Origin of the sequence: Rhizobium sp. F40D2 (assembly GCF_051810745.2) — a bacterium.
In the GTDB taxonomy this organism is placed as follows: Bacteria; Pseudomonadota; Alphaproteobacteria; order Rhizobiales; family Rhizobiaceae; genus Rhizobium.
On record NZ_CM131436.1, the window covers coordinates 326,544 to 352,830 of the forward strand.

General features: G+C 62.0%; 26 protein-coding genes. 9 read left to right on the top strand and 17 right to left on the bottom strand.

Annotated features, from left to right (window positions below; all coding sequences use genetic code 11):
- Nucleotides 1-139: 139 nt before the first annotated feature.
- Together ACS4RS_RS01625 and ACS4RS_RS01630 are read left to right on the top strand one after the other, a co-directional pair.
- The gene (locus tag ACS4RS_RS01625; RefSeq protein WP_439008999.1) at nucleotides 140-1,735 is read left to right on the top strand and encodes an ATP-binding cassette domain-containing protein; all 1,596 of its coding nucleotides are present in this window, start codon (nucleotides 140-142) and stop codon (nucleotides 1,733-1,735) included.
- A 399-nt stretch (nucleotides 1,736-2,134) separates the two neighbouring features.
- Nucleotides 2,135-3,655: an ATP-binding cassette domain-containing protein gene (locus ACS4RS_RS01630; RefSeq protein WP_439008998.1), complete on the top strand. Its 1,521-nt coding sequence runs from the start codon at nucleotides 2,135-2,137 to the stop codon at nucleotides 3,653-3,655.
- Nucleotides 3,656-3,779: 124 nt separating this feature from the next.
- Here ACS4RS_RS01630 and ACS4RS_RS01635 read toward each other — a convergent pair whose 3' ends face one another.
- The 3 genes from ACS4RS_RS01635 to ACS4RS_RS01645 all read right to left on the bottom strand — a co-directional run bounded on the left by ACS4RS_RS01635 (nucleotide 3,780) and on the right by ACS4RS_RS01645 (nucleotide 5,951).
- Nucleotides 3,780-4,559, bottom strand: a complete 780-nt coding sequence (locus ACS4RS_RS01635; RefSeq protein ID WP_439008997.1) for a VOC family protein — start codon at nucleotides 4,557-4,559, stop codon at nucleotides 3,780-3,782.
- Nucleotides 4,560-4,611: 52 nt separating this feature from the next.
- Nucleotides 4,612-5,079 carry a DUF1579 domain-containing protein gene (locus ACS4RS_RS01640; RefSeq protein WP_041671343.1) on the bottom strand — a complete coding sequence of 156 codons (468 nt, stop codon included), beginning with the start codon at nucleotides 5,077-5,079 and terminating at the stop codon, nucleotides 4,612-4,614.
- A 143-nt stretch (nucleotides 5,080-5,222) separates the two neighbouring features.
- Complete coding sequence (locus ACS4RS_RS01645) at nucleotides 5,223-5,951, bottom strand: DUF899 family protein (protein WP_439008996.1); 729 nt, start codon at nucleotides 5,949-5,951, stop codon at nucleotides 5,223-5,225.
- A gap of 84 nt (nucleotides 5,952-6,035) precedes the next feature.
- Here ACS4RS_RS01645 and ACS4RS_RS01650 point away from each other — a divergent pair, with 84 nt between their 5' ends.
- Nucleotides 6,036-6,557, top strand: coding sequence for a MarR family transcriptional regulator (locus ACS4RS_RS01650; protein WP_439008995.1), 522 nt, complete (start codon nucleotides 6,036-6,038; stop codon nucleotides 6,555-6,557).
- A 275-nt stretch (nucleotides 6,558-6,832) separates the two neighbouring features.
- On the opposite strand, the gene ACS4RS_RS01655 is transcribed toward ACS4RS_RS01650, so the two are convergent.
- Complete coding sequence (locus ACS4RS_RS01655; RefSeq protein WP_439008994.1) at nucleotides 6,833-7,255, bottom strand: organic hydroperoxide resistance protein; 423 nt, start codon at nucleotides 7,253-7,255, stop codon at nucleotides 6,833-6,835.
- Nucleotides 7,256-7,380: 125 nt separating this feature from the next.
- Here ACS4RS_RS01655 and ACS4RS_RS01660 point away from each other — a divergent pair, with 125 nt between their 5' ends.
- The gene (locus ACS4RS_RS01660) at nucleotides 7,381-7,869 is read left to right on the top strand and encodes a transcriptional regulator, SarA/Rot family (protein ID WP_439011773.1); all 489 of its coding nucleotides are present in this window, start codon (nucleotides 7,381-7,383) and stop codon (nucleotides 7,867-7,869) included.
- 42 nt (nucleotides 7,870-7,911) lie between these two features.
- Here the strand turns inward: ACS4RS_RS01660 and ACS4RS_RS01665 are convergent, their stop codons facing one another.
- The 10 genes from ACS4RS_RS01665 to ACS4RS_RS01710 form a co-directional block, all read right to left on the bottom strand.
- Nucleotides 7,912-8,145: a hypothetical protein gene (locus tag ACS4RS_RS01665; RefSeq protein ID WP_003580252.1), complete on the bottom strand. Its 234-nt coding sequence runs from the start codon at nucleotides 8,143-8,145 to the stop codon at nucleotides 7,912-7,914.
- 129 nt (nucleotides 8,146-8,274) lie between these two features.
- The gene (rpsU, locus tag ACS4RS_RS01670) at nucleotides 8,275-8,511 is read right to left on the bottom strand and encodes a 30S ribosomal protein S21 (protein ID WP_003569533.1); all 237 of its coding nucleotides are present in this window, start codon (nucleotides 8,509-8,511) and stop codon (nucleotides 8,275-8,277) included.
- A 56-nt stretch (nucleotides 8,512-8,567) separates the two neighbouring features.
- The gene (locus ACS4RS_RS01675; RefSeq protein WP_439008993.1) at nucleotides 8,568-8,852 is read right to left on the bottom strand and encodes a cold-shock protein; all 285 of its coding nucleotides are present in this window, start codon (nucleotides 8,850-8,852) and stop codon (nucleotides 8,568-8,570) included.
- Nucleotides 8,853-9,063: 211 nt separating this feature from the next.
- The gene (locus ACS4RS_RS01680; protein WP_003546468.1) at nucleotides 9,064-9,273 is read right to left on the bottom strand and encodes a cold-shock protein; all 210 of its coding nucleotides are present in this window, start codon (nucleotides 9,271-9,273) and stop codon (nucleotides 9,064-9,066) included.
- A gap of 270 nt (nucleotides 9,274-9,543) precedes the next feature.
- Entirely contained in the window at nucleotides 9,544-10,278 is a 735-nt protein-coding gene (locus ACS4RS_RS01685; protein WP_439008992.1) for a L,D-transpeptidase family protein, read from the bottom strand.
- 174 nt (nucleotides 10,279-10,452) lie between these two features.
- Complete coding sequence (locus ACS4RS_RS01690; RefSeq protein ID WP_439008991.1) at nucleotides 10,453-11,259, bottom strand: L,D-transpeptidase family protein; 807 nt, start codon at nucleotides 11,257-11,259, stop codon at nucleotides 10,453-10,455.
- A gap of 152 nt (nucleotides 11,260-11,411) precedes the next feature.
- On the bottom strand, nucleotides 11,412-12,332 hold the full coding sequence (locus tag ACS4RS_RS01695; protein WP_439008990.1) for an alpha/beta fold hydrolase: 921 nt from the start codon (nucleotides 12,330-12,332) through the stop codon (nucleotides 11,412-11,414).
- A 118-nt stretch (nucleotides 12,333-12,450) separates the two neighbouring features.
- A complete protein-coding gene (locus ACS4RS_RS01700; RefSeq protein ID WP_439008989.1) occupies nucleotides 12,451-14,076 on the bottom strand; it encodes a cisplatin damage response ATP-dependent DNA ligase in 1,626 nt (541 codons plus the stop codon).
- A gap of 204 nt (nucleotides 14,077-14,280) precedes the next feature.
- Entirely contained in the window at nucleotides 14,281-15,291 is a 1,011-nt protein-coding gene (locus tag ACS4RS_RS01705; protein ID WP_439008988.1) for a ligase-associated DNA damage response exonuclease, read from the bottom strand.
- A gap of 48 nt (nucleotides 15,292-15,339) precedes the next feature.
- Nucleotides 15,340-16,143 carry an alpha/beta fold hydrolase gene (locus tag ACS4RS_RS01710; RefSeq protein WP_439008987.1) on the bottom strand — a complete coding sequence of 268 codons (804 nt, stop codon included), beginning with the start codon at nucleotides 16,141-16,143 and terminating at the stop codon, nucleotides 15,340-15,342.
- A 120-nt stretch (nucleotides 16,144-16,263) separates the two neighbouring features.
- Between ACS4RS_RS01710 and ACS4RS_RS01715 the strand changes: the two genes are divergently transcribed.
- A complete protein-coding gene (locus ACS4RS_RS01715) occupies nucleotides 16,264-17,235 on the top strand; it encodes a glycerophosphodiester phosphodiesterase family protein (protein WP_439008986.1) in 972 nt (323 codons plus the stop codon).
- Nucleotides 17,236-17,255: 20 nt separating this feature from the next.
- On the opposite strand, the gene ACS4RS_RS01720 is transcribed toward ACS4RS_RS01715, so the two are convergent.
- Complete coding sequence (locus ACS4RS_RS01720; RefSeq protein ID WP_439008985.1) at nucleotides 17,256-19,046, bottom strand: methyl-accepting chemotaxis protein; 1,791 nt, start codon at nucleotides 19,044-19,046, stop codon at nucleotides 17,256-17,258.
- A 476-nt stretch (nucleotides 19,047-19,522) separates the two neighbouring features.
- Here ACS4RS_RS01720 and ACS4RS_RS01725 point away from each other — a divergent pair, with 476 nt between their 5' ends.
- Nucleotides 19,523-20,245 (top strand): autoinducer binding domain-containing protein, encoded by a 723-nt coding sequence (locus tag ACS4RS_RS01725; protein WP_439008984.1) that lies wholly within the window; start codon nucleotides 19,523-19,525, stop codon nucleotides 20,243-20,245.
- A gap of 18 nt (nucleotides 20,246-20,263) precedes the next feature.
- On the opposite strand, the gene ACS4RS_RS01730 is transcribed toward ACS4RS_RS01725, so the two are convergent.
- On the bottom strand, nucleotides 20,264-22,561 hold the full coding sequence (locus tag ACS4RS_RS01730; protein ID WP_439008983.1) for an EAL domain-containing protein: 2,298 nt from the start codon (nucleotides 22,559-22,561) through the stop codon (nucleotides 20,264-20,266).
- A 244-nt stretch (nucleotides 22,562-22,805) separates the two neighbouring features.
- Here ACS4RS_RS01730 and ACS4RS_RS01735 point away from each other — a divergent pair, with 244 nt between their 5' ends.
- Both ACS4RS_RS01735 and ACS4RS_RS01740 read left to right on the top strand, forming a co-directional pair.
- Nucleotides 22,806-24,173: a TIGR03808 family TAT-translocated repetitive protein gene (locus ACS4RS_RS01735; protein ID WP_439008982.1), complete on the top strand. Its 1,368-nt coding sequence runs from the start codon at nucleotides 22,806-22,808 to the stop codon at nucleotides 24,171-24,173.
- 99 nt (nucleotides 24,174-24,272) lie between these two features.
- The gene (locus tag ACS4RS_RS01740; protein WP_439008981.1) at nucleotides 24,273-24,938 is read left to right on the top strand and encodes a glutathione binding-like protein; all 666 of its coding nucleotides are present in this window, start codon (nucleotides 24,273-24,275) and stop codon (nucleotides 24,936-24,938) included.
- Between the two features lie 130 nt (nucleotides 24,939-25,068).
- On the opposite strand, the gene ACS4RS_RS01745 is transcribed toward ACS4RS_RS01740, so the two are convergent.
- The gene (locus ACS4RS_RS01745) at nucleotides 25,069-25,965 is read right to left on the bottom strand and encodes a LysR substrate-binding domain-containing protein (RefSeq protein WP_439008980.1); all 897 of its coding nucleotides are present in this window, start codon (nucleotides 25,963-25,965) and stop codon (nucleotides 25,069-25,071) included.
- 112 nt (nucleotides 25,966-26,077) lie between these two features.
- Between ACS4RS_RS01745 and ACS4RS_RS01750 the strand changes: the two genes are divergently transcribed.
- Nucleotides 26,078-26,272 carry a hypothetical protein gene (locus ACS4RS_RS01750; protein WP_439008979.1) on the top strand — a complete coding sequence of 65 codons (195 nt, stop codon included), beginning with the start codon at nucleotides 26,078-26,080 and terminating at the stop codon, nucleotides 26,270-26,272.
- Nucleotides 26,273-26,287 lie beyond the last annotated feature (15 nt).

Sequence of the window (26,287 nt, forward strand, 5' to 3'; positions counted from 1 at the left end):
AGATCGTTCCCCGGCTTGAACCGCAAGCCTTCATCCCCTAAATTACCTGCCATCGACCATTTCAACAGGATGCGTGCCGCAATGGATTTCAACCCGATCGCAATGCCAGTTCGCCTTGCCAACGGGGAAATCCATATCCATGCCTGCATCCATCACTCTCTCCAAAATTTCATGGGCCACGCCTGACGGGCGGCCGCTTTTTTCCGATTTCGATTTAAGCTTCGGCGCGGAGCGTATCGGCCTGGTCGGGCGCAACGGCGTCGGCAAGACGACGCTGCTGAAGCTTGTTTCCGGTGACGCCAAGCCGCAGTTGGGAACGATATCGGTCGGCGGCAGCCTCGGCATCCTGCGTCAGAATGTGCAGGTGGCATCTCACGAAACTATTGCAGATCTCTTCGGCGTCGCCGGGATGCTTGCCATTCTCCACCGCGCCGAAGCCGGCGAGGCGACGGCCGACGAGCTCGCCTCGGCCGACTGGACACTGGAAGCGCGCATCGCAGCTGCGCTCAATCGAACAGGGCTAGACGCACAGCCGGAAACGCCGCTGGCCGAACTTTCCGGCGGGCAGCGCACCCGGGCCGGGCTTGCCGCGCTAGTTTTCACCGCGCCGGATTTTCTGCTGCTCGACGAACCCACCAACAATCTCGACCGCGACGGCCGCGAGGCGGTGATCGCGCTGATATCGGGCTGGCGGGCCGGCGCGATCATCGTCAGCCATGACCGGGAATTGCTCGAAAGCATGGATGCGATCGTCGAACTGACATCGCTCGGCGCGACGCGCTACGGTGGCAATTGGAGCCATTATCGCCAGCGCAAGGCGCTGGAGCTTGCGGCGGCAGAGCACGATCTCGGCGATGCCGAAAAGCGCATGGCCGAGGTCGCCAGGAAGGCACAGGCGACGGTGGAGCGCCAGGCGCACAGGGATAGCGCCGGGCGGAAGATGGCCGCCAAGGGCGGCATCCCGCGCATCATGCTCGGCGGCATGAAGGAGCGCAGCGAAACGACGGGTGGCGACAATGCCCGCCTTGCCGACCGCCGGCGCACCCAGGCGCTGGAAGAGGCAAAGGCCGCGCGCGAAAAAATCGAGATCCTGCAGCCCTTGTCGGTGCGCCTGCCGCCGACCGGGCTCTCTGCCGGCAAAACCGTGCTGAAAATGGAGGGCGTCACCGTGGGCTATCGGCCGGGCGATCCCGTCATCGAAAATCTCTCCTTCGACGTGACGGGGCAGGAACGCATTGCCGTCACCGGCCGCAACGGCTCGGGCAAGACGACGCTGCTTTCGCTCATCACCGGCGACCTCAAGCCCTGGAAAGGCACCGTCGCCGTGATGACCGGCTTTGCGATGCTCGATCAGAAGGTCAGCCTTCTCGATCCGTCCGCCTCGATCCGCGATAATTTTCGCCGGATCAATCCGTTTTCCGATGAAAACAGCTGCCGGGCCGCCCTTGCCCGCTTCATGTTCCGGGCCGATGCGGCGCTACAGACCGTCTCGACGCTCAGCGGCGGGCAATTGCTGCGCGCCGGCCTCGCCTGCGTTCTCGGCGCCGCACCGCCGCCGCTGCTGATCCTCGACGAGCCGACCAACCACCTCGACATCGATTCGATATCCGCGGTTGAGGCGGGCCTCAGCGCCTATGACGGGGCGCTCATCGTCGTCAGCCATGACGAGACGTTTCTCGAAAACATCGGGATAAGGCGGCGGTTGGAGCTGACTGGCGGCGATCCGGCGGAGTGATTTCGGGATGCTCCTTGCATCCGGCAGCCGCGAGCGTACCGGCTTCGCCCCTTCAGGGTGAGGCCTTCTTGGGCACCGAGCACCTCGCGGCTCCCTTGCCTCATTCTACGAGCAATGCTATTTCCATTTTGCAACCGTTCGAGAAAGGAGGATCACGCTATGCAATATTATTTCCGGCATCATCGCCAGCGTGGTCCCGTCAACGCCCTGCAAATGCGTTTGCAGGGCTGACCAGAGACCGTTTCTCGACATCTCTTCCTGGTCTGCCCTTCGTGGCCAATGCGGCGCCGTAACCCAAGTTTCGTGCGTGCATTCCGCAATTTCCCGAGCCGACAGGCGCAATTCCGTGATGGCTGAACGCCCCGGATCGCGCTCCCCGGTCAAGACCAGAGAACGATCATGACCCTCATCAATATCCGCAATCTCGGCGTGACGCTGGGCAATCCGCTGTTTTCCAGACTCAATCTTGTGGTCGATTCAGGCGACCGCATCGGCCTCATCGCCGCCAACGGGCGAGGAAAGTCGACGCTGCTTGCCTGCATCACCGGCATGCTGGAGCCGAGCGAGGGCGAGATCACCAAAGCGCGCGGGCTGACCGTCGGCCATGTCGCGCAGAACGTGCCGACGGCACTTTTCGACACGCCATTCTACGACGCGGTGCTGCAGGCGCCGCCCGCCGATCAGGCCGAAAGCGAGAGCTGGCGCGTCGATGTGGTGCTGGAATCACTGGAGGTCCCGGAGGTCATGCGCTCCCGGCCGCTCAAGCAATTGAGCGGCGGATGGCAGCGGCTCGCCATGCTTGCCCGCACCTGGGTCAGCGAACCCGACGTGCTGTTGCTCGATGAGCCGACCAACCATCTCGACCTCGAAAAGATCGCCCAGCTGGAGGGCTGGCTGAACGCGCTGCCCCGCGACGTGCCGGTCATCCTCTCCAGCCATGACCGCGCCTTTCTCGATGCGACGACCAACCGGACACTGTTCCTGCGGCCGGAGCAATCGCCGGTCTTCGCCCTGCCCTATAGCCGGGCGCGCGCCGCCCTCGACGAGGCTGACGCCTCGGAAGCCCGGCGCTACGAGCGCGACATCAAGACGGCGGAGCAATTGCGCAAGCAGGCGGCGAAGCTCAACAATATCGGCATCAATTCCGGCAGCGACCTGCTCGTCGTCAAGACGAAGCAGTTGAAGCAGCGGGCTGAGAAGCTCGAGGATGCGGCAAAACCGGCGCATCTCGAGCGCTCGGCCGGCGCCATCCGGCTTTCCAATCGCGGCACCCATGCCAAGGTGCTGGTGACGCTGGAGGATGCGGCGGTGACGACGCCGGATGGCACGCTGCTGTTCAAGACCGGCCGGCAGTTCATCTGCCAGGGCGACCGGATCGTGCTTCTCGGCCTCAACGGCGCCGGCAAGTCGCGACTGGTCTTGATGCTGAAGCAGGCAATCGAAAGACTGGAGGCGGGACAAGATGGCCTCAAGGCGACGCCGTCGGTCGTCCTCGGCTATGGCGACCAGGCGCTTGCCGACCTTGCCGACAAGGATACGCCGATCGGCACGATCATCCGCCGTTTCGATGTCGGCGATCAGCGGGCGCGGGCCCTGCTTGCTGGGGCCGGCATGACGATCGACATGCAGGCAAAACCGATCGGCCAGCTTTCCGGCGGCCAGAAGGCGCGGCTCGGCATGCTGGTGCTCAGGCTGACCGAGCCGAATTTTTACCTGCTCGACGAGCCGACCAACCATCTCGACATCGAGGGACAGGAAGCGCTGGAGAGCGAGCTGATGACGCAGGAGGCGAGCTGCCTGCTGGTCTCGCACGACCGCAGTTTCGTGCGGGCGGTGGGAAACCGGTTCTGGCTGATCGAGAAGAAGAAGCTGGTGGAGGTGGAGAGCCCGGAAGGGTTTTTTGCTTCGGTTGCGGGATGATGGATGGTGAGGGTGTGCCGTGTAGCCACCTCATCCGACTCTTCGGGCACCTTTTCCCAGCGGAGAAGGTGCCCGTCAGGGCGGATGAGAAGGCCGACGGCACGACGCCAAAAGCAGCCCAAACCTACCGTTTCGGAGCCACCAGGCAGAAAAAGGCGCCTTGCGGGTCCATGGCCTGGATGATCCAGCTGCCGCCGGGGACTTCCATTGGGCCGTGGACGACCTTGCCGCCGCCGGAGTTGACGCGTTCGATCGCGGCATCAAGCGCCGGCACGATGAAATAATAGCTCCAGAACGGCATCGGGATGTTTTCCGGCTTGGTCATCATGCCGCCGATCTGCTTGCCATTACGGGCGAAGAGGTAGTAGACGCCCATCGGGCCCATGTCCATTTCGCTGTCCTTGGACCAGCCGAACAGCTTGGAATAGAAGGCTACAGCGTCTTTGCCGTTGCCGGCATAGAGTTCGTGCCAGCCGATATTGCCAGGAGCATCGGGGGCCAGTTCCGGCCAGGTTTTGTCCATCGGCGCCGGCGTCATAATGCAGAGCACTGCGCCATGCGGATCGGCGACGACGGCGAAGCGGCCGATACCCGGGATATCGTCCGGCGGACGGCGGACCGATCCGCCATTGGCGACGAAATCCTTGGCCGATTGATCGACGTCGTCGACATCGACATAACCCGTCCAGTTCGGCGGAATGCCCTTCCCCTCGAGTTCGGCCGGAAATTCCATCAGGCCGGCGACGCCGATGCCGTTCGCCTCGAAGATCGTATAGGTCGGCATGCCCTCCACCTTCATCTCGGAGGTGGTCCAGCCGACGACCGAGCTGTAGAATTTCGCGGCAGCCGATGTGTCGGGGGTCATCAACTCGCACCAGATGAACTTTCCATGCGTCTCAGACATCGTACTCTCCCTTTAGAGGCGCCCCTTTTCCAAGGTTTGAGCGCCGTGATTGTCAGATCTGCCGGGCGTAATGCGCTTCCATGAATTGCTTCCAGGCGCCATCCGGCTGCCTGGCGCTGGAGATGAAGGTGCGGTGATCGGCGTCGACGAAGGTGATCTGCTCGCGGTAATCGGCAAGACCTTCGCCGTTGAAGTCGGGCCCGGTCGTATAGAGGTCCAGCACATTGCCCGAAGCATCGAGCTCGCCCTCATAGACCCACATGAAGTCCATCATGCTGCCGATCCAGCTGCCGACATACTTGGCCTTTGCGGCGTTGTAGCCGAGCGTCAGGATGCTGGTGGCCTGCTTGCCATCCGGCATGCGGCCGGTGCCTTCGGCGACGAACCAGATGCCGTGCAGCGAGCGGACGGTCTCCGTCCAGGGCTCGCCGCCGGACATTTCGGGTGCGGTGACGGTCCAGTCGCCCACCAGTCTTTCCAGGAAGGAATGTTCCTTCAGCACTTCTGCGGTCTTCATCATCCTTCTCCCTTGCGTGATGTTGGCTAATGCCTTTATCGGCGCAATTCCTAGGAAGTCGCCTGGTGACGTCTGCTCGAATTTGCGCTGGCCAGCCAGGGCATGATGCCGAAAACCGCTGACCGTCTCCGGCATCATGCTTTGGCTCAGTGACAGCAGGATGGCGCCTTGGGGGCCTCCTCATATTCGTCATGACGGCGCACGAAATTCATCGTGCCCTCCTCGTTGCGGCCTTTCGGGGCGCGATCGAGGATCATCAGGGTGCCGATCAGTTCCTCCGGCCCGCGGGCGTAACTCGAGTAGGTGTGAAAGACCTCGCCCTTGTCGTTGCGGTAGAAAGCGCTCAGACCCGGCAGTTCGTCATTGGCGTCAGCCGGCTGCAGTGGCGTGAAATTGTAAAAGACCTTGTCTTTGGCAAGATCTTCGGGGCTGAAAGAGACATGATAATCGAAATTGAAGTCGCTGCCGAAGGACGAAACCCAGGGGAATTTCCAGCCCATGCGGCTTTTATAGGCGGCGATCTTGTCGAGGGGCGCGCGCGAGACGGCGACCCAGGTGACGTCGTGGTGGTTCAGATGCGGCAGGGCGCCGTCGACGTGATCGGACAGGAAGGAGCAGCCGGGGCAACCGGCCTCCCAATCCGGGCCGAGCATGAAATGGTAGATCAAAAGCTGGCTGCGGCCATCGAAGAGATCGGCCAGCGACTTCTTTCCCTCGGGCGTGTCGAAGACGTAATTCTTGTCGACCTTCACCCAGGGCAGCGCCAGCCGCTCGGCGTTGATGCTGTCGCGCAGCTTCGTCGCTTCCTTTTCCTTCAGCAGCAGGGCACGGCGGGCTTCGATCCATTGCTCGCGGGACACAACCTCATTCTGCATGGGATGCGCCCTCCTCCGGCGCTGCCGGCGAGCCGACCTCTCCTTCTCCTTGACTAAATACATTGATATCAATAGAAATAGAGCATGTCAAATTCGATCGAGATTCCCTTTTCCACGACGCTGCTGGTGCGCGACACCTGCCTTTGCCTGCATGTGCAGCGGGCGGCACGGGCGCTGGCCCGGCTGTTCGACGATGCGCTGCGGCCGGCCGGGCTGACTAACGGGCAGTTTTCGCTGATGATGTCGCTGAATCGGCCGGAACCACCGCCGATGGGACCGGTCGCCGCGCTGCTTGCCATGGACCAGACGACGCTGACGGCGGCGCTGAAGCCGCTGCAGCGCAAGGGTTGGGTGACGGTGATGGAAAATCCGAAAGACCGGCGCGGCCGGCTGCTTGGTCTCACGCCCGACGGCAGGGCGGCGCTGGCAAAGGCGCTGCCGATCTGGAAAAGCACGCATGCAGCCCTCGACGACGCGCTGCCGGAGGGCGGCCCCGCACGGCTGCGGCAGGATCTGCAGGCGGTATCAGGGATTATGGGCGAAACGCCGAAACCGGCCAGGTCGGCGCGCCGACCGCGTCATAGTGGGCGGGCAATGGCCGGTTAGAGCGGGCAGAGCTCGCCTTGGGTTCTCAAGAAATCGCGTCGTTCCGCCATGCAACCACAGTGGCCGGGCGTGGGTGCTCGGGTCAAGCCCGAGCACGACGGAGATTGAGGGGTACGCTTGGCTAGAGGCGAAAGGTCGCCCCTTGCTCCGTCGTCCTCAGGCTTGACCCGAGGACCCATATGACGAGCACGACGTTCGTGTCAGCAGCAAGAAAAGCGACGGCCTCCAACCTAAGTCGGAAGCCGTCGCCCGTATTTTCACCGATAGCGTGCCAATCAGGCGACCGTGACCGGAACTTCGGTCGAGGTGCGCATGGCGTGGCTATAGGGGCAGACGATATGGGCTGCGGCGGCGAGCTTTTCAGCAGTTTCGCGGTCGAGACCGGGGATGCTGACCGTCAGTGCCACGTCGATGCCGAAGCCTGTGCCATCTTCGCGCGGGCCGATGCCGACCTTGGCGGAAACCGTCGTGTCTTCCGGAATCTTGACCTTCTGCTGGCCCGCGACAAATTTCAAGGCACCGAGGAAGCAGGCGGAGTAGCCGGCGGCGAAGAGCTGCTCGGGATTGGTGCCGGTTGCTCCGTCGCCGCCCAGTTCCTTCGGAACGGTCAGCGTCACGTCCAGAACGCCGTTTTCGGAAACGGCGCGGCCGGCGCGGCCGCCGGTGGCAGAGGCTTTGGTCGTATAGAGAATAGGCATGACGATCTCCTTTGGTTGGCCCTTCGATCGGGTTGGATTTTAATTATCGCACAATTAAATTGTACGCAAGTGAATTTTGCAAATTGCATTTCGATATGGAAAAGAAGACAATCACGGCCTTAAGGATGATGGATATGAAAGCGCAGACGATAAAAACGATGGAGATACCGCAGGAGGAGAAACGGCTGGAAAAGCAGCTGTGCTTTGCGGTCTACGCAACGGCGCATGCTTTCACTCGCGCCTACAAGCCGATCCTCGACAGGGTGGGCCTGACCTATCCGCAATATCTGGTGATGCTGGTGCTGTGGGAACGCGGCGAGCTGCCGGTGAAGACGATCGGCGAACAACTCGACCTCGATTCCGGCACGCTGTCGCCGCTGTTGAAACGGCTGGAGCAAAGCGGGTTGATCAAGCGGCTGCGCGACCTGCGCGACGAGCGCCAGGTGATCGTGTCGCTGACCGCGAAAGGTCAGGCGATGAAAGGGGAAATCGATACGATCATGACGGCGATCGGCCAAGCGGCAGGCTGCACGCTTAAGGAAATGGCTGACATGCGCGACATGCTTCATCGGCTGCGCGGCAATCTTGGCCGGGCCGGCACAAACGGCGGCTGACCACATCCGCCCGATTAGCCTAAAACGGTGTGGGCCTGAGGATCAGGGCCGCTTCACAGCCGCCTTGGCCGGCGACCGGCGTTTCTTTGCAGGCGCCGCTTCAGGTGCTGCCTCGGCCTCCTGCTGCAGACGCAGGGCCTTCAGCTTTTCCGTCTTCTTGTCACGGGCCGAAGCCTCGGCCGCGATGATGGCGCGCGCCGTGTGATCGGTCGCTTCCGCCTTGTCGCGAGACGAAAGCTTGGCGGGATTGAAGAATTCTCCCTTGGTGGCGGTCATGTGCCCCTTTCTCAGGTGATGACGGAGGCTTTAGGCCATGGCTAAAAGCCGTGATTCCGCGGCCGAGCCGTGTCTCCACGGTTGACCGGGCCGCGAGTCCGCGGTTGGCCGCGATGCCGCGGCCGGGGATTATCGGGCGCGGAGTACCTTCTTCGGCGCCGGCAGCAGGCCTTCGCGCTGCAGCTTCTTGCGGGCAAGCTTGCGCTGGCGGCGAATGGCTTCGGCCTTTTCGCGGGCGCGCTTCTCGGACGGCTTTTCGAAAGCGCTGCGCGCCTTCATTTCCCGGAACAGGCCTTCCCGCTGCATCTTCTTCTTGAGCACGCGGAGCGCCTGATCGACGTTGTTATCCCTGACGAGAACCTGCAAAACGATATCCTTCCTGTCGGCGGCCGGGCCGCGCTGTGATGGTAAAAACGGCGGGACTACTTGCCCGTCCGGATGCTCGAAAACTTCAGCCAAGGCTCGGCGCCATCAGACTTGGCCGCTTCCTCGGGGGAAGCCCTGGAGGGCGATTCGCCGGTATCGATGTCGGCCTCGGTGATGCGACGCTCGAAATTCTCCGCGTCGAACCGGACGCGATATTGCACATGCCCGTGGTCGTTGGGCAGGATGCTGGCGATCCGGCAGCGCTTATCGGCCTTCGCCGTACGGGTGAGGCCCGATTTCAGCACGATCATATCGCCGATTTGATAGTCTGGTCTGCCCATTCCAGCGTCCCTTCAACTCTTCGGCTGCTCACCGGTCAATCAGGATAACCGCGGCCAATTCGGATATACCGGCGATCAAAGCAAAAAGGCCGGGTTGGCACCCGACCTCTTCCAGTCACTCAGCCATTTCTCTGCCAGTCGGTCAGCTCGCTGCCAGTACATCCGTGGTCAGCGCGCTGCCTGCATCTGGACAGCATAGGCGAATGACAAATCATGCGGCCTGAAGGTTGTCGGCCGAATTCTTGCCCGACTTCTTGTCGCGGACGAGATCGTAGCGGATCTTCTGGCCTTCAACGAGTTCGCGCATGCCGGCGCGTTCGACCGCTGAAATGTGGACAAAAACATCCGTAGAACCATCATCGGGCTGAATGAAGCCAAAACCCTTGGTGCCATTGAACCACTTGACGACGCCTGAATTCATAACGATCTCCTTTTCAACCGTTGTGTTCGCCTGCGGAAGAATGTCCGACAAGCCGTATCGATGTTGAGAGGATATCTGACGGAGCGCTTCAGCGCGTGGACAAAGGTCGCAAGCAATTCGATACGCACCATGTAGGTTATTTACCGAATTAAGCAATGGTTTTTTGAAAATAAAACTTTTCCGGGCGTCGGAAACGGCAAGTTTTACCCACTGAACCGCCGCTTAGCCCGGGCAAGATCGGGCGACCGGATCGCGGCCGCCCCGCTGACATCACTGCCAGACGACGATCGGCGCCTTTGTCGGCACGCGGTCGTAGAGATCGATGATATCCTGGTTCATCAACCTGACGCAGCCCGAGGAGACGGCCTTGCCGATCGAGCGCCAATCGGGATTGCCGTGCAGGCGGTAGAGCGTGTCTTCGCCGTTGGAGAAGATATAGAGCGCGCGGGCGCCGAGCGGGTTCTTCAGGCCCGGCTCCATGCCGCCGTTCTCGATCGAATATTTGACCAGTTCCGGCTGGCGGGCGACCATCTCGTTCGGCGGCTTCCAGCGCGGCCATCTCTGACGCCACTGGATGACGCCCGAGCCCTGCCAGGCGAAACCCTCGCGGCCGATGCCGACGCCGTAGCGCATCGCCATGCCGTCACCCTGGACGAGATAGAGGAAGCGCGACGGCGTATCGACGACGATGGTGCCGGGTGGCTGGCCGGTGGGATCGACGACGCGCTGGCGATAATAGCGCGGGTCGATCTGCTCATAAGGAACGGCGGGAATAAGAAAGCCGCCATCCTCGACGGGCCCGTACATGACGGCAAGCTCGGCCCCACTCGGCACGCTCGACGCCCCAGGCGACTGGAACAGGCGCATGGGCGAACGGTAGATGATCGTCGTATCGCCCGATGTGACCGTATTGGCCGAAGAGGCGCAGCCGGTGAGCGCGGAGGCTGCGGTCAATGCCGAAAAGGAAAGAAAGCTGCGGCGGGAAAGATGTCTATCGAAGCTCATGACGCGGAACTGATTTCCTCTGATGCGGGAGCCGGACGAGACCTCGCCTGAGCGGCGATTCGTCCGATGCCGAGAACAACATCAGAAGATCTATCGGCTTGCGCCAAATAAACCATAGCTTCACGCAGACGTGTCCGGCCTTGAGCAGACGATATCAGCGGCGCTGTTGCAGCGCTACATCACAACGATCTCCGCCTTGGCAGGAAGGCGGTCATAGAGATCGACGACGTCCTGGTTCAGCATGCGCACGCAGCCGGATGAAGTGGCCTTGCCAATCGACTGCCAGTCGGGTGTGCCGTGGATGCGATAGAGCGTATCCTGGCCGTCCTTGAAGATATACATGGCGCGGGCGCCGAGCGGGTTCTGGAGCCCCGGATTCATGCCGCCGTTTTCGGCCGAAAAGGCGCGAACCTCGGGCTGGCGCGAGACCATCTCGACCGGCGGCGTCCAGCGCGGCCATTTCTGCTTCCACTGAATGACGCCGCGGCCGGACCAGGCGTAACCATCGCGGCCGAGGCCGACGCCGTAGCGCATCGCCTTGCCGTTAGCCTCGACGAAATAGAGGAAATGCGCCTTGGTATCGACGATTACCGTGCCGGGCCGCTCGGTCGTCTGATAATCGACTTCCTGGCGCAAAAACTGCGGCTGTACGCGGTTGACCGGGATCGCCGGCAGGGTGAAATCCTCGTCCCGCACCGCGCCATACATTGACATATGCACCGGATTGTTGAGCGGCAGGCCGTAGGTCTGATGGAACTGGGTCTTGTAGAGTTCGCGGGTCTGCGGCACCGGCTGATCGGGAATCGGCCGCACCCGGCGCGGATCGACACCAGGCGGCTGATAGAAGACCGGCGATGTCTCCTGGACGAAACGGGCGGGCGAATCGGCGGCGACATCGGGAATGAGGATGTTGCAGCCGCTCACCGACCCGGCTGCGATGACGAGCCCGGCAATCGGGACGACCCGGCGCAGAAAATTCATGGAACCACCCTTATCAACGATCGGCGAGACAGCGATATCTACCGCGACGATGGCATCCGCGGCTGGCGCGAGGCTGGCGTTGGGGGCGGAAAAACCTAAAATCGGGAAACGTGAACCTGCCGTCGGCGGCGGGTTCACGGATCGGCAAAAAATCAGGCCGCCACCCCGTGGAAGAAGCGTATGCTCTGTTCGATCTCGGCCGGCAGCGCCGAGGTGTGGTTGCCGGCGACGGTTTCGGTCTCGATATGGGTGCCGGCGGCGCGGGCCCGGCGGGCGAGCAGACCGGCGCGGTCGTTGAAATGCGGTTCCTCCGTGCCGTGGACGACACGGACCGGACATTTGAAGCTATGGGCATAACACAGCGCCGAACGCACCTCGAATTCATGCGCATTGCTGTCGTCGAAGCGGATATCCTGGGGATAGCGCTTGAAGAAGCGGAAGGCGTCGGGATTGCCCGATATCGGTGCGGCAGCCCGGAATTTGTGGGTGCTCATCGCCGTCAGCATGGTCAGCGTGCCGCCGATGCTGTGGCCGGCGATGAACAGCCGCTCTGGATCGACGCCCGGCAGATGCGCCAGCCGCTCGGTGGCGGCAAGAACGTCGTCGACCTCGTCATAGAAGCCGGAGAAATTGCCCATCTGGCCGTTTTCGCCACGCAGCGACGGCATCATCACGACATAGCCGGCCTCGATATAGGGTTTCATCAACTGCCAATGGCCGATGCCCATGGCATTGCCGCCGTGGAGGAAGAGCACGGCGGGCTTGGCGGCGCGCTCGCGCTTGTACTTCGAGACCCAGGCGGCCAGTTCGAGTTCGCCGTAGCCGGAGCGGTAAAAGATCTTGTCGGCGTCGGCAGGCGCGCTCAGCGGTTCGTATTTGTCGGGCGCCGGGCCCTTCTGCAAAAGCTTGGTACGGAATTGGTGGCGGACCTTGGCATAGTCATGCTTGGCAAGCCGCGGTTCGTCAGGAACCTCGAACGCCGCCGCCACTTGCGGCAGGAGGAGCGCGCCGGCAAGTCCCGTCAGCAAGGCACGGCGTTGGCGGAAAAAGGCATTTCGTTCATGCGAGCTCATAACGCAGCACCCAAATCACTTCCCCGGCACACAAGATTTGCACCGGAAGATCGTTGCCGCCAATACACATCCTGTTGAAATTTTGGGACTGCGGCATTGTTGCACAGGAGATTGCCCCTCACCCCGGCTTGGCGTCGATCATGGCGATCAGGGTGCGCAGCCGGTCGGCCTCATAAGTGGGCTTGTCGGGGCGAAGACGGGCGATGCGGGGAAAGCGCATGGCGACACCCGATTTGTGCCGGGTCGAGCGGTTGATGCCTTCAAAGGCCACCTCGACGACGAAACCGAAATCCTTGTCGGCGCGCACGGCGCGCACCGGCCCGAAACGCTCGGTGGTATTGTTGCGCACGAATTTGTCGAGCACTTCGAGCTCGGCATCGGTGAAACCGAAATAGGCCTTGCCGACGGGCACCAGCTGTTCGCCGTCCTCGTCGTCGGCCCAGACGCCGAAGGTGAAATCGGAATAGTAGCTGGAGCGCTTGCCGTGGCCGCGCTGGGCATACATCAGCACCGCATCGACATTATAAGGATTTCGCTTCCACTTGAACCAGGGACCTTTCATCCGGCCGGCCTGGTAGATGCTGTCGCGCCGCTTGATCATCACGCCCTCGATGACCGGATCAGGCGGGGCGGCGCGGAGACGGTCGAGCTCGTCCCAGGACGAGAAGGGCACGAGCGGCGAGAGGTCGAAACGGTCGTGGGGGGCGCGGTCGATGATCTCGGCCAGCCGATCGCGCCTATCGGTAAAGCCACGGCCCCGCACATCCTCGTCATCGTCGAAGAGCAGGTCGTAGGTGCGGATGAAGGCGGGGTAGTCGGAAAGCATCTTTGCCGTCACCGTCTTGCGATTGAGGCGCTGCTGCAGGTCGGAGAAGGTGCGGGTCGGGCTGTTGGAGCGGGCGGTGCCGCCGACCAGCAGCTCGCCGTCGACGACGCCGGAAAAACTGATGGCGTCGAGAATATCGGGAAAGGCGCCCGAGATGTCGTCGCCGGAGCGGGAATAGATCTTGCGCCGATCGCCGGACCGGGAAAGCTGGACACGGATACCGTCCCATTTCCATTCAGCGGCGTAACTGGCCGGATCGAGACCGCTAAGGTCCCCCTCCTCCACCGCATTGGCGAGCATGACCGAATGGAAGATCGCCGGTGTCGCCAGCACCGGTTTTTCGCCGCCGCCCGCCAGCCATTCGAACAATGTCTCGTAGGGCGGCTGCAGGCCGTGCCAGAGGGTTTCGATTTCGGTGACGTCCTTATCGCCGAGATCGGCCAGCGCCTGCTTGGCAAGACGGGCGGAAACGCCGATGCGCATGGCGCCGGTCGCCAGCTTGATGAAAGCGAACCGACCGGAGGAATCCAGCCGGTCGAGCAGATCACGGACGAAACCGCGCACCTCCGTGCGGCCAAGCGCATTCATGTCGGTGACAACAGCGCCGAGACGCGGCTGGGAAAGGGCCGAGCGGTCGATATCCCGCTCATTGTCCCAGACGAGCGAGATGGTTTCAGCGAGATCGCCGACATAGTCGTAGGAATAACGGAACAACACCTCGTCCATGCGCTCCAGCACCAGTTCGCGCAGCATGGCGGGCTTGACGTTGCGCACCTCCAGCGTGCCGGCGATGGCGGCAAGGCCGTAGCCGCGGTCAGGGTCCGGCGTGTCGCGGAAATAGTCGGTGAGCAGCTTCAGCTTGCCGTTGCGGCTGGGCGTGAGGACGAGGCGGTCGAGGAGGTCGGCGAAGGCTTTCATATCGGCCTCCGCGTTTGGGAAGAAGACCCCTCCCCAACCCCTCCCCACAAGGGGGAGGGACTAACTCGTGGCGCTGCCTCGGCCCAAAGCAACGCGGCTGCATGCTGGGCTGTCTGAGGTAAAATGCGGCGGGCACGCCACGGTAGCCCCTCCCCCTTGTGGGGAGGGGTTGGGGAGGGGTTTTGATCCAGCACATAGGTCATCTCAATCCGCCTCATCCTCGTAACCCACCAGATGCAACGGCTTCGCCTTGATGCCCTGGAGCTGGCACCAGCGCACCAGGGCCTCCTCCCGGCCATGGGTCACCCAGACTTCGGCCGGGTGCAGTTCGCGGATGGTTTCCGTCAGTTCCGGCCAGTCGCAATGATCGGAGATGACGAGCGGCAGTTCGACGCCGTGCTGTTTGGCGCGCTGGCGCACCATCATCCAGCCGGAGGCAAAAGCCGGCAGCGGCTCGTTGAAGCGCCGGGCCCAGCGGTCGGCAAAGGCCGAGGACGGGCCGATGACGACCGCGCCCTTGAAGGCGGATTTGTCGCGGCTTTCGATCGTGGCCGGCAGCAGCTCGCCAAGATCGATGCCCTCGCCGACATAGTAGTCGCAGAGCTTTTCCATGGCGCCGTGGATATAGATCGGCTCGCTGTAACCGGCATCGCGCAGCAGCCTTATGACGCGCTGGGCCTTTCCCAGCGCATAGGCGCCGACGAGATGGGTGCGCTCGGGAAATTGCCGGAGCGAGGCGAGCAGCTTGCCGATCTCATCCATCGGATCGGGATGATGGAAGACCGGCAGGCCGAAGGTCGCCTCGGTGATGAAGACATCGCAGGGAACCGGCACATAGGCGGCGCAGGTCGGATCCGGGCGGCGTTTGTAATCGCCGGAGACGACGATGCGGGTGCCGTTTTTCTCGATGGCGATCTGCGCCGAGCCGAGCACGTGGCCGGCCGGATGAAAGCTCACCTTGACGCCGTTGACGAGCAGTTCCTCGCCGAAGGCGGCAGCCTGCTCGCTGGCGCAGAAGCCCTCGCCGTAACGCAGGCGCATGATGTCGAGCGTCTGGCCGGTGGCAAGCACGTTCACATGGCCCGGCCGGGCGTGATCGGAATGGCCGTGGGTGACGAGCGCACGCTCTACCGGCCGCACAGGATCGACATAGAAGCCGCCTTCGGGGCAATAGAGCCCTTCCGGGGCGGGATAGAGCAGCGCATCAGGTCTCATGAAGCAAGAGATAGCGGCAAATGCACGCGAGGCCAGAGGCAGCGATCATCATGGGAGCCTGTCGAGAAAGGTCAGTACCGCCGCATTGAACTCCGCCGGCCGTTGCAGCGGCGCGAAATGGCTGACGCGTTCAAGATAAATCATCTCAGCGTCCGGAATGCTGCGGGCAAGATGTTCGCCATGCTCGGGCTTGATGAATTCGTCGTGCTCACCGAGCACGATTGCGACCGGCACGCGGATCAGGTTGAGGTCAGCAGCCTGATAGTTCGGCTCCGTGCGCATCATCAAGCTAACCGCCTCGACGAAGCAATTGAAATCATCCGGCGTGGCGGACAAGGCCGCATAGTCGCGGGCATGGCGGCTGAAACAGCGGTCGATGACCGGGGTCGGAACGAATTCCAGCGTGCCGCTCGGATCCATGTTGCAGGCGAAGAAGAAGACGCCGTCGACCCGCGACGGCGCCGTCGCGGCGAGGATCAGCGCGATGCAGGCGCCGTCGCTCCAACCGATGAATGCTGCCTTTTCCAGACGCAGGTCGTCCATAACCGCAAGCACGTCTGACGCCATCAGTTCATAGGTGTAGGGACGGGCATCTCGGGTGCTGCGGCCATGGCCGCGGCTGTCGATCAGCACAACGCGGCGCCCGCTGTCGAGCAGCGCCGGCAGCTGATAGCCCCAGTTGCCGCTATGGCCGAGGCCGCCATGCAGCAGGATGACGGCAGGGCCGGTCCCGTAGCTCGCATACCAGATGCGGGCGCCATCGCGCCCTACATGACCTTCGACAGACGCCGGCGGCAAGGCGGCCGCGCCGTGTTCTGCAAAACGGATGAGCTCGTCGTCCTGTTGTTCCATGGCGATACCGATCCTCTCCGGGGTATGAACTGCCGGCATAGAAAAGCCGGAAAACAGTCCAAGAACAACCAGAATCGCTTTCTAGCTGTTGTCTCCTTCGATGCAATCAGGGGGAGCATGATGGGCAGGAAGCTTTTCTATTGCGTGGGCGCGGTCGCACTTGCCGCGGCCGGCATCTATCTCAACAATACCAGCCTGCTTGCCGAGCATCGGTCGGGAAGGCCGGTCCTGCTCGCCCATCGCGGCATCGCCCAGCGCTTCAACGAGACCGATCTGAAGAACGACACCTGCACGGCGAGCCGCATGCTGGCGCCGAAACATGATTATCTCGAGAATACCATCCGCTCGATGGAGGCAGGCTTTGCAGCCGGCGCCGATATCGTCGAGATCGACGTGCATCCGACCACGGACGGCGCATTCGCCGTCTTTCACGACTGGACGCTCGACTGCCGCACCGACGGGCACGGCGTCACCCGCGAGCATTCGATGGCGGAGTTGCGAAAGCTCGACATCGGCTACGGCTATACCGCCGATGGCGGCAAGAGCTTTCCCTTTCGCGGCCGCGGCATCGGCATGATGCCGACGCTTGCCGAGGCGCTATCAACCTTTCCGGATCGGCGCTTCCTGATCAACGTCAAGAGCCGCGACCCTTCCGAGGGCGAAAAGCTCGCCGCAGTGCTCAACCGGCTTTCGGCCGAACGGCGGGCTGACATCATCGTCTATGGCGGCGACGAGCCGATCGATGTCCTGCGCCGGCAGGTGCCCGAACTCAAGACCGCTTCGCGCAAGAGCCTGAACGGCTGCCTTTTCGGCTACATCGGCTATGGCTGGATCGGCGTGCTACCGGATGCCTGCAAACACGCCATGATGCTGGTGCCGATCAATATTGCGCCATGGCTCTGGGGCTGGCCGGACCGTTTTCTCAACCGGATGCAGGACGCCGGAACCGAGGTCTTCGTGCTCGGCCCCTATCGCGGCGGTGATTTTTCCACCGGCATCGACGATCCCGCGCTACTGGCGCGACTGCCGCCAAACTATGCGGCGGGCATATGGACGAACGAGATCGAGGCGATCGGGCGGCTCGCGAAATGAGGGGCATCGCCGCGGTCGGCTTAGAACTCCTCCCAATCGCCGCCGGCAACTGCGGCATTGCCATGGAAGGCCGCACTTACCTTCGCAGCCATTGCCCGCGGTGCCGATGTGACCGGCCTGGAAGAGGCGGTTGCGGCGGCGGGACGCGATTGCCGCGTGCCCAAGCTGCCGATATTGAACTGCCCCAGCAGCTGGAATAATGCGGCGGCCTCCTTGGCAAGGCTATGGGCAGCAGCCGTCGATTCCTCGACCATGGCTGCATTCTGCTGGGTTCCCTGGTCCATGGTGTTGACCGCGGTGTTGATTTCCTTCAATCCCGTCGCCTGCTCCTTGGAACTTTCGACGATCGCAAGAACATTTCCGTTGACCTGCTGAACCTGGGCGACGATCTCTTCCAGGGCCCTGCCGGTTTCGCCAACGAGCGTCACGCCGCTCTTTACATGCTCGTTCGAGGCGCTGATGAGCTCCTTGATCTCCTTCGCCGCTTTGGCCGATCTCTGAGCAAGTTCCCTGACTTCTTGCGCCACAACCGCAAAACCTTTGCCGGCGTCGCCGGCGCGTGCCGCCTCGACGCCTGCGTTGAGGGCCAACAGGTTGGTCTGAAACGCGATTTCGTCGATCACGCCGATGATATTGCTGATTTCCGCCGACGAGGTCTCAATCTTGCCCATGGCATCGACCGCGCTGCGCACCACCGCCCCCGAGCGTTCGGCATTTTCACGGGTCCGTCGCACCAGTTGGCCTGCCTCCTGGGCGCGGTTGCTGGAATCGGAGACCGTTGTGGTGATCTCTTCAAGGGCGGCTGCTGTTTCTTCGACGGAGGCCGCCTGCTGCTCGGTGCGCTTCGACAAATCGTCCGAGGCGGAGCGAACCTGCTGGGCTCCGGCGGCGATGCCGGTCGCGTTCGAGGCAACCACCTGCATCGCCGTGCGCAGCTTGCTGACGGCGGCGTTGAAGTCGGTCCGGAGTTTTTCCAGAGTCGGAATGAACGGTGTCGGAACTTCCTGGGTGAGATCCCCGCCGGACAAGGCCATCAGGGATGCCGCGAGCTGATCGACATTGCTGACGCGGGCTGTGACGTCGGTCGCGAATTTGACGACCTTGAACACCTTGCCGTTCATATCGAAGATCGGATTGTAAGAGGCCTGGATGTAGATCTTTTTTCCGCCCTTTCCGATACGAAGAAATTCGTCAGCCGCGAACTCCCCGGCTGACAGACGCTCCCAGAACCGTCGGTAGTCGTCGCTGTTTGCGTAAGCGCTGTCGCAGAACATCGAATGATGGCGGCCCTGGATTTCCGCCAACTGATAGCCAAGTGCCGACAGGAAATTTTCATTCGCGGTCAGGATCTCGCCTTTGGGGGTGAACTCGATAACGGCCTGGGCGCGCGACAGTGCGCTCAGCTTGCCGGCATCTTCAGCGCTTCGCAGCTTCTGTCTGGTGATATCGGTGGCGAACTTCACCACTTTGTACGGTCTTCCACCACTAAAGACGGGGTTATAGGAGGCTTCGATCCAGACTTCCTTGCCACCCTTGCCGATGCGCTTGTACTGACGCTGATCGAACTCGCCTCGGCCGAGCCTCGCCCAGAATTCGCGATAATCGGCTGAAGCAGCTTCTGCCGGCTCGACGAACATCCGGTGGTGCTGGCCGACAATCTCGGACAGCTGGTAGCCGAGCGCGGCACAGAAATTGGCATTGGCCGTCAAGATCTTGCCGGTAAGGTCGAACTCGATGATCGCCTGTGACCTGCTCATCGCAGCCAGTACGGCCTTTGCGTCAGATCCGAAGCCCAATGCTATTTTTTTCATCCTGTTCCCCTAACTCAGATCCACGCGATCGATTGCTGCGACCCACTACGGGCTTTGCTGGACGAGCACCCGAAAATAAAATCCGCTAAATTCTTTAAGTATCCATTAACCGGACGGTACGGTACCAGGGGCCGATAGCGTCTGGACGTCCACACAGAATAATTGAACAAAACCAATTTGTTATTTCGCGGCGCTGGCAAATCTCCGGCGCTGACGCGAATGCTCCCGTCGCGGATCTTCTCAATCGAAATGGAATTCTTCCGCAGCCAGCGCCCAAAAACCAGAAGGCGTGTTTACTGTTTGTTAAGCATCAATCGTTCTTATTTTCGTGTTCCCGACGGCTTGTTGACCTTCCAACTTCCTCTGTAGCGACATGTTGCACCGCACTTCGAGCGTGTAAAATCGTCGATCGGCACGAGCGGATTCGGACATCACCCACCAAGCCGCCGGACGTTACGTGGTGATCGGAGAAAGACATGGAGCTCGAGACCGAGTTCAATCGAATTGAGGAAACCGCCGCGGGCTTCAACACGCATTACGAAGTCTTCAAATACGTGAAGGGTCTCACTCTGGGTCTGGGAATGACCGCTTTTCTGATCATGACGCTCCCCACCGTCGACTTCGTCGAGATAGGCGCGACAAAGATCATCACCAATTGGCCGGCGGAGATGGTCGATTTTTATGACGCCCACAACCTGATGGTCGACAGCCCCGTCATCCGCAGGATGCTGAGATCGACCAGCCCCTTCAACTATGATGTCGCAGCGATCAATACCGACCGCGGGGAAGGCAAAAAGTCCACGGTCATCGAGTTGTTTCACCGTTACGGCATGGAAAGGGGAGCCTATTTTCCTGTCCACGATGCCGCGGGTGGACGCGGTGCGATGTCTATTTCGGGGTCCCGGAATTTCAGCATGATCGAAATGGCGAAGATCCTGTTTATCGCCACGTTGATCTACGATCGGCTCTCACAGCTGACATTGAACGAGAAACACAAGCCGATTGCGTTTACGCCGAGCGAGCTGGACTGCCTGAGGCTGACGGCGGGTGGAAGGAAGAGCGTTGAAATCGCAAAGCTTCTCGATCTCTCGGAAAATGCGGTCAACCACCACATCGGCAGTGTGATCAAGAAGCTCGGATGTGCGACGAGAACGCAGGCGGTCGTCAGCGCTCTGCGTCTCAATCTCATTCGAATTTAAGGTGCCGACGGAGGAACTTTAGAGAGCCTGCGCCTGCAGCAATCCGGGGATTTCCTCCGGAGAGACCGGCTTGGAGAAACGATAGCCTTGCGCCTCTTCGCAATGCGCGTGGCGCAGGAAATCCATCTGGGCGTCGGTTTCGACGCCCTCGGCGAGAACCGAAAGCTTCAGCGTCTGCGCCAGCGAAATCACCGCCGAGGCGATGGCGACGGCGGTCTTGTCGCCCGGCAGTGCCTCGACCAGCGAACGGTCCATCTTCAGGCGGTCGAAGGGGAAGGTCTTTAGCGCCGCCAGGCTGGAATAGCCGGAGCCGAAATCGTCGATCGACAGGCGCACACCCAGTGCCCGCAGCGATTCCATCATGGCGAGCGCGCGTTCGGCATCCTGCATCACCACGCTTTCGGTGACCTCCAGCTCCAGCCAGCGCGCTTGCAGGCGGTGGCGCTCCAACGCTTCGGCGACGTGGCTTGCAAAATCCGGATCGGCGAACTGCTTGGCCGAAACGTTGACGGCAATGGTCAGCGGCGTCAGGCCCATATCCTGCCATTGGCGCGCCTGGCGGCAGGCCTCGTTCAACACCCAGAGGCCGAGGGGAACGATGAGGCCGGTCTCTTCGGCGAGCGGGATGAAATTGACCGGCGGCACCCTGCCCTTGGCCGGATGGTTCCAGCGCACCAACGCCTCGATGCCGGTGATGCGACCGGTGGCGACATCGACCTGCGGCTGATATTGCAGGAACAGCTGGTCGCCGGTGATCGCCTGGTGCAGCTCCTCCTGCTCGCCGAGCGGCATGCCAACCGGCGTGCCGCCGCCATCGTGGTGCTGCAAGGTGTTGCGGCCGAGCTCCTTGGCGCGATACATGGCACGGTCGGCATTGGCGAGAAGCTCTTCCGAGGTCGCGCCGTCGAAGGGAAAGGCGGCAACGCCGATGCTCGAGGTGACGGTGATCTCGCCGCCGTCGCTGGGGATCGGCCGGTTGATCGCCTTCTGCAGTTCGCGGAGGCGGCGCGTGATGCCGGCATCGTGGCTCGATTGATGAACGAGCACGACGAGGAATTCGTCGCCGCCGAGACGTACCACCATATCCGAGGCCCGGATGCTGTTGGCCATGCGGGCGGCGGTTTCCTTCAGCACTTCGTCACCGGCGGCGTGGCCGCGGCCGTCGTTGATGTCCTTGAAATTATCGAGATCGATGTAGGCGACGGTCACCTTGCGGGTATGGCGCCGGGCCTGGTCGAGGATATTGGCCAGCCGTTCCTTCAGGAAGGCCCGGTTCGGCAGGCCGGTGAGATCGTCATGATGGGCCATGAAATGGATGCGATCGTCGACACGCTTGCGCTCGATGGCGATGCCGGCAATGTGCGTGGCGAGCGCCACCAGCTTCATTTCATGCTCGTTGGGACGGCGGACTTCCCTGGAATAAAGGGCGAAGGTGCCGAGCACATTATTCTGCGAGGTCGCGATCGGCGTCGACCAGCAGGAGCGGAAGCCGAAGGGAGCGACCAGCGCGCGAAAATCCTCCCACAGCGGATCGCTCATCACGTCCTCGACGATCACCGTCTGGCCACGCCAAGCGGCGGTGCCGCAAGAGCCGACCTTGGGACCGATGGTGATGCCGTCGATCAGGCGGCTGTAGCCGCCGGGCAAATTGGGGGCGGCGCCGTGATATAGCCTGGTGCCCTCGCCGTTCAGCAGCAGCACCGAGCCGTCGATGCCGGTCAGCTGCGCTTCGATCATCAGTACCAGCGCCTCGAGGATCATCGGCAGCGGCTCGTTGCGGGCGATCATTTCGAGCAGGTTCGCCTGCTCGCGATGGAGATCCTCCTGGCGCTTGCGTTCGGTGATATCACGGGAAACGCCAATCAGGCCGATGATCTCGCCGCGATCATTGCGCAGCGGTATCTTCGAGGTCAGCCGGCATATCGGCCTTTTGCCGCCTGGCAGGACGTAGCTTTCCTCCATGTCGATGCAGGCTTGCCCCGTCGCCATGATCTGTTGTTCGATATCGAAATGGTGGCGCGCCGTCTCGAAATCGAACAGGTCGAAATCACGTTTGCCGGTAAGCAGGTCAGAGCTCTCCAGGCCGAGGCTGCTGGCGGTGACGGCGTTGGCGAAGACGAAGCGGCTGTCACGATCCTTGACGTAGAGGAAATCCGGAAGTTCGTGGACGATCGCCTTCAGGCGAAGGTTCTCGATGCCATCGGAGAGATGATGGGCGGTCGAGGCCATCATCGCCTCCGTCGCGGCGACGATGCGCCGCGTTTCGGCCGACAGGGCATCAGTGGTTTCCCATCGCCTGGCACTCGGTTCGTGCATGCCGTCATTCTCCTCGGAGGCCGAAGGCCCCATCCCGCATAGTCACCCCGCAATATTCCCTTCAAAGTAGTCCCCATTTCCTTCGGCTTGCTTAAATGAAAGAGTGAACAAGACGACAAGATCGGCGGCGATATCCTGCCCTTGTCCAGGCCAACAACCGCAATTCCGGCCGCCTGTGCCAGAAAGAGACAGGCGCCTCTGGCATGTTTCGTGCTACGGGCGCGTTATGATGAAAGAATCCGGAATGCCTTCACGCCGCGACATGCTTTTCTTTCTCGCCGCCGCAGCGGTTGCGGGAGGTTCAGTTCCGCGCGTGCTTGCCGCACCACTTTCGGCTGCCGTACAACCCGATCTGCGCGGCGCGATCGACGCGGTGGAATATCGCGCCATTCCCGAAAGCGGCGACCGCAAGACCCGCAACCTGCAGCAGATGATCGAACAGGCGGCGCGCGAGAACGTGCCGATCTTCCTGCCGCCCGGCACTTATCGAGTCTCCAATCTCAACCTGCCCGACAATACCCGCATAACAGGCGTGCCCGGCGCCTCGCGGATCGTCTATACCGGCGAGGGTCACCTGTTGGCGGCGGCAAATGTGCGCCGCATCGAGCTTTCCAACCTCGTTATCGACGGCGGCAACCGCTGGCTCGGCGACTCTGCCGGCGGGCTCGTCCAATTTACCGGCGTCGAAGAGGTGCTGATCGACAATTGCGAGATCGGCGGCAGTAGCAAACACGGGTTGCAGCTGGAGCGCTGCGGCGGGCGGATCGAGCGCAGCCGTATTTCGGGTGCGGCCCAGGCCGGGCTTTATGCGGTCGATTCCGCCAACCTTTCGGTCACCGGAAATACGGTCGTCGATTGCGGCAATGGCGGCATTCTGGTGCATCGCTGGAACAAGGCGGAGGACGGCACGGTGGTTTCCGGCAACCGCATCTCCAACATCCGCGCCAATGACGGCGGCACCGGCCAGAACGGCAATGGCATCAACATCTTCCGCGCCGATGGCGTGATGGTGGTGAACAATCATATTTCCGCCTGCGCCTTCACGGCCATCCGCGCCAATTCGGCCTCCGACATCCAGATCAGCAACAATCAGTGCCGGCGCTCCGGCGAGACGGCGATCTACGTCGAATTCGCCTTCGAGGGCGCCGTCGTTTCCGCCAACATGATCGACGGGGCGGCGAACGGCATTTCGATCGCCAATTTCGACGAAGGCGGCAGGCTGGCGACCGTCACCGGCAATGTCGTGCGCAACCTCACTCTGAAAGGTCCATACAAGCACGAGGTCGGCTTCGGCATCGGCATTGCGGCAGAGGCCGACACGCTGATTTCGGGCAATGTGATCGAGGGGGCGCCGCGCTGGGGCATGCAGATCGGCTGGGGTCCCTATCTCCGCAATGTCGTCGTCAGCGGCAATGTGGTGCGCCAAGCGCCCGTGGGATGCGCCGTCTCGGTCGCCGACGGCGCCGGCACCGCCGTCATCACCGACAATGTCTTCCAGGAGACCGCCGAAGGCGCGGTTTTAGGCTTCCAATGGGAGAAGAAAGTGTCGGACGAGATGGCGGGCGGCGCGCCTTACAAACAGCTGACTGTCGAGCGAAACCGCGTCTCCTGAAGCACATCAAAAGCTTTCATCATCCCATCAGCGGCAAGGACTTTTCCACAGCCGCTGCGGCCTCTACGCTCCCGGACAATTACATCGAGGGGCAAGATCATGCTGACAATCTACGGAGTCTATCGATCGCGGGCGTCGCGCGTCTACTGGATGGCTGAGGAACTCGGGCTCGAATTTCGTTCGGTGCCAGTGCTACAGGCAAGGCGGCTCGCAGACCCGCTGGCAACAGAAGCGCCGCTCAACACGCACTCGCCGGACTTTGCTGACATCAATCCGATGGCCCAGATCCCCAGCATCAAGGACGGCGATTTCGTCATGCACGAGTCTCTGGCGATCAATCTCTACCTCGCCCGCAAACATGGCGGACCGCTTGCGGGGCAAACCGTCGAAGAAGACGGATTGCTAACGATGTGGACCGTCTGGGCTGCTTCGCAGATCGAGCCGCATTCGGTAAGGATCGTGCTGACCTATGACAACGGCCTCGAGAACAGCCAGGAGGGCAAGGAAACGATCGCCGCATCCTGTCATGCCTTGCGCAGGCCGCTTGCTGCGCTTGAGGGCCAGCTTGCCGGCCGGCAATGGATCGTCGGCGACCGCTTCACCGTCGCCGATCTCAACATTGCCGAGGTGCTGCGCTACGCCCAGAGCGAGGAGGCGCTTTTCCAGGCGCATCCGAACATCAAGGCCTGGCTCGAGCGCTGCCAGTCGCGCCCGGCCTACAAAAGCATGCAGGAGACGCGCGGCAGGGAACCGATCGAGGTCTGAACTAAAGCGCGTCGCGATCTTTCAGATCGCTCGTCGCGCTTTAGCTCATTGTTTTTCCGCATGTCGTTTGAGGCAAAAGCGCTTAGCGCTTTGCCTGGCAAAACCGCGGCACACTTTTGCGCAACATGCTTTAGCGGAACAAGGCAAGCGTGCCGGCCATTTCCTCGCGGATCCAGGCCTTGAAGTCCCTGACCTTCTTCGGCTCGCGCGTGCCTTCGGCGGTGACGAAGTAGTGGCCGAAGCCGGTGCGCGCGCGAATGCCGAAGGGGGCGACCAGCCGGCCTTCGGCAAGCGCAAATGCCGCAAGGGTCTGCCAGGCAAGCATGACGCCCTGCCCGGCGATCGCCGCATCGAGGCAAAGCGAGGCATCGTTGAAGACGTGGCGGGTCGCCGGTGTGGCGCCTGACAGTCCCGCCTCACGCATCCAGACATCCCAGGAGAACATGGCGCGGCCGTCGACGACGGCAGGCAGCGCCAGGATATCGGCGGGCTCCTTCAATTTCGCCGCCATCTCCGGCGAGCAGACGGGAAAAACCTCCTGCTCCAAGAGCAGTTCGGCCTTCACGTCAGGCCATTTGCCGGCGCCGACACGGATGCCGACATCGACGTCGCAGAGGGCGGGGCTGACGAGATTGGTGGTTGCATCGAGCCGCAGCTTGTTATCGGGGTGGCGCTCGGCGAAGCGATCGAGCCGGCAGACGAGCCAGCGGGCAGCAAAAACCGGCGCCACCGAGATCGTCAGGATCGTATCGTCCTTGCGGCTTGCTATCGAGACGGCGGCCGAAAGGCGGGCAAAACCTTCGTCGAGCGCCAGCAGCACCGGCCGGGCGGCTTCCGTTGTCATCATTCCCCGGGCGGTGCGCTCGAAGATCATCAGGCCAAGCTGCGCCTCCGCCTTGATCACCTGCTGGCTGACGGCGCCGACCGAGACGCCGAGCTCATCGGCGGCTGCCTGCAGCGAGCCGAGCCGACCGACGGCCTCCAGCGCCCTGAGGCCGTTGAGATGCACAGTGTTCAGATTTTTCATATAGTTTTTCTATAGCAGCACCGCATTAATCTCAATTGAAAATCCGCTTGAGGGAGCAGATATTGCAGCCTGCGGCGATCATCCCCGCCGATTGGAGAAAGCGAGGCATGCCATGTCGTTGCTTAAGTTTTTCTTGAGGCCCGCCCTAGCCCTCAGCGGCGCAGACGCTCCCTCAGCCTGGAAGAACGATCCGCTGCGGCATCCCGAGGTCGAGCGCATGTCGATGCGGGAAATTGCCGATCTGCCGCTCGGAACAGAGACCGGTCTTGCCGCCGAGGCCAAACCGACGTTTGCAAAATGCGCGTGACGCTGCGCGCCCGTT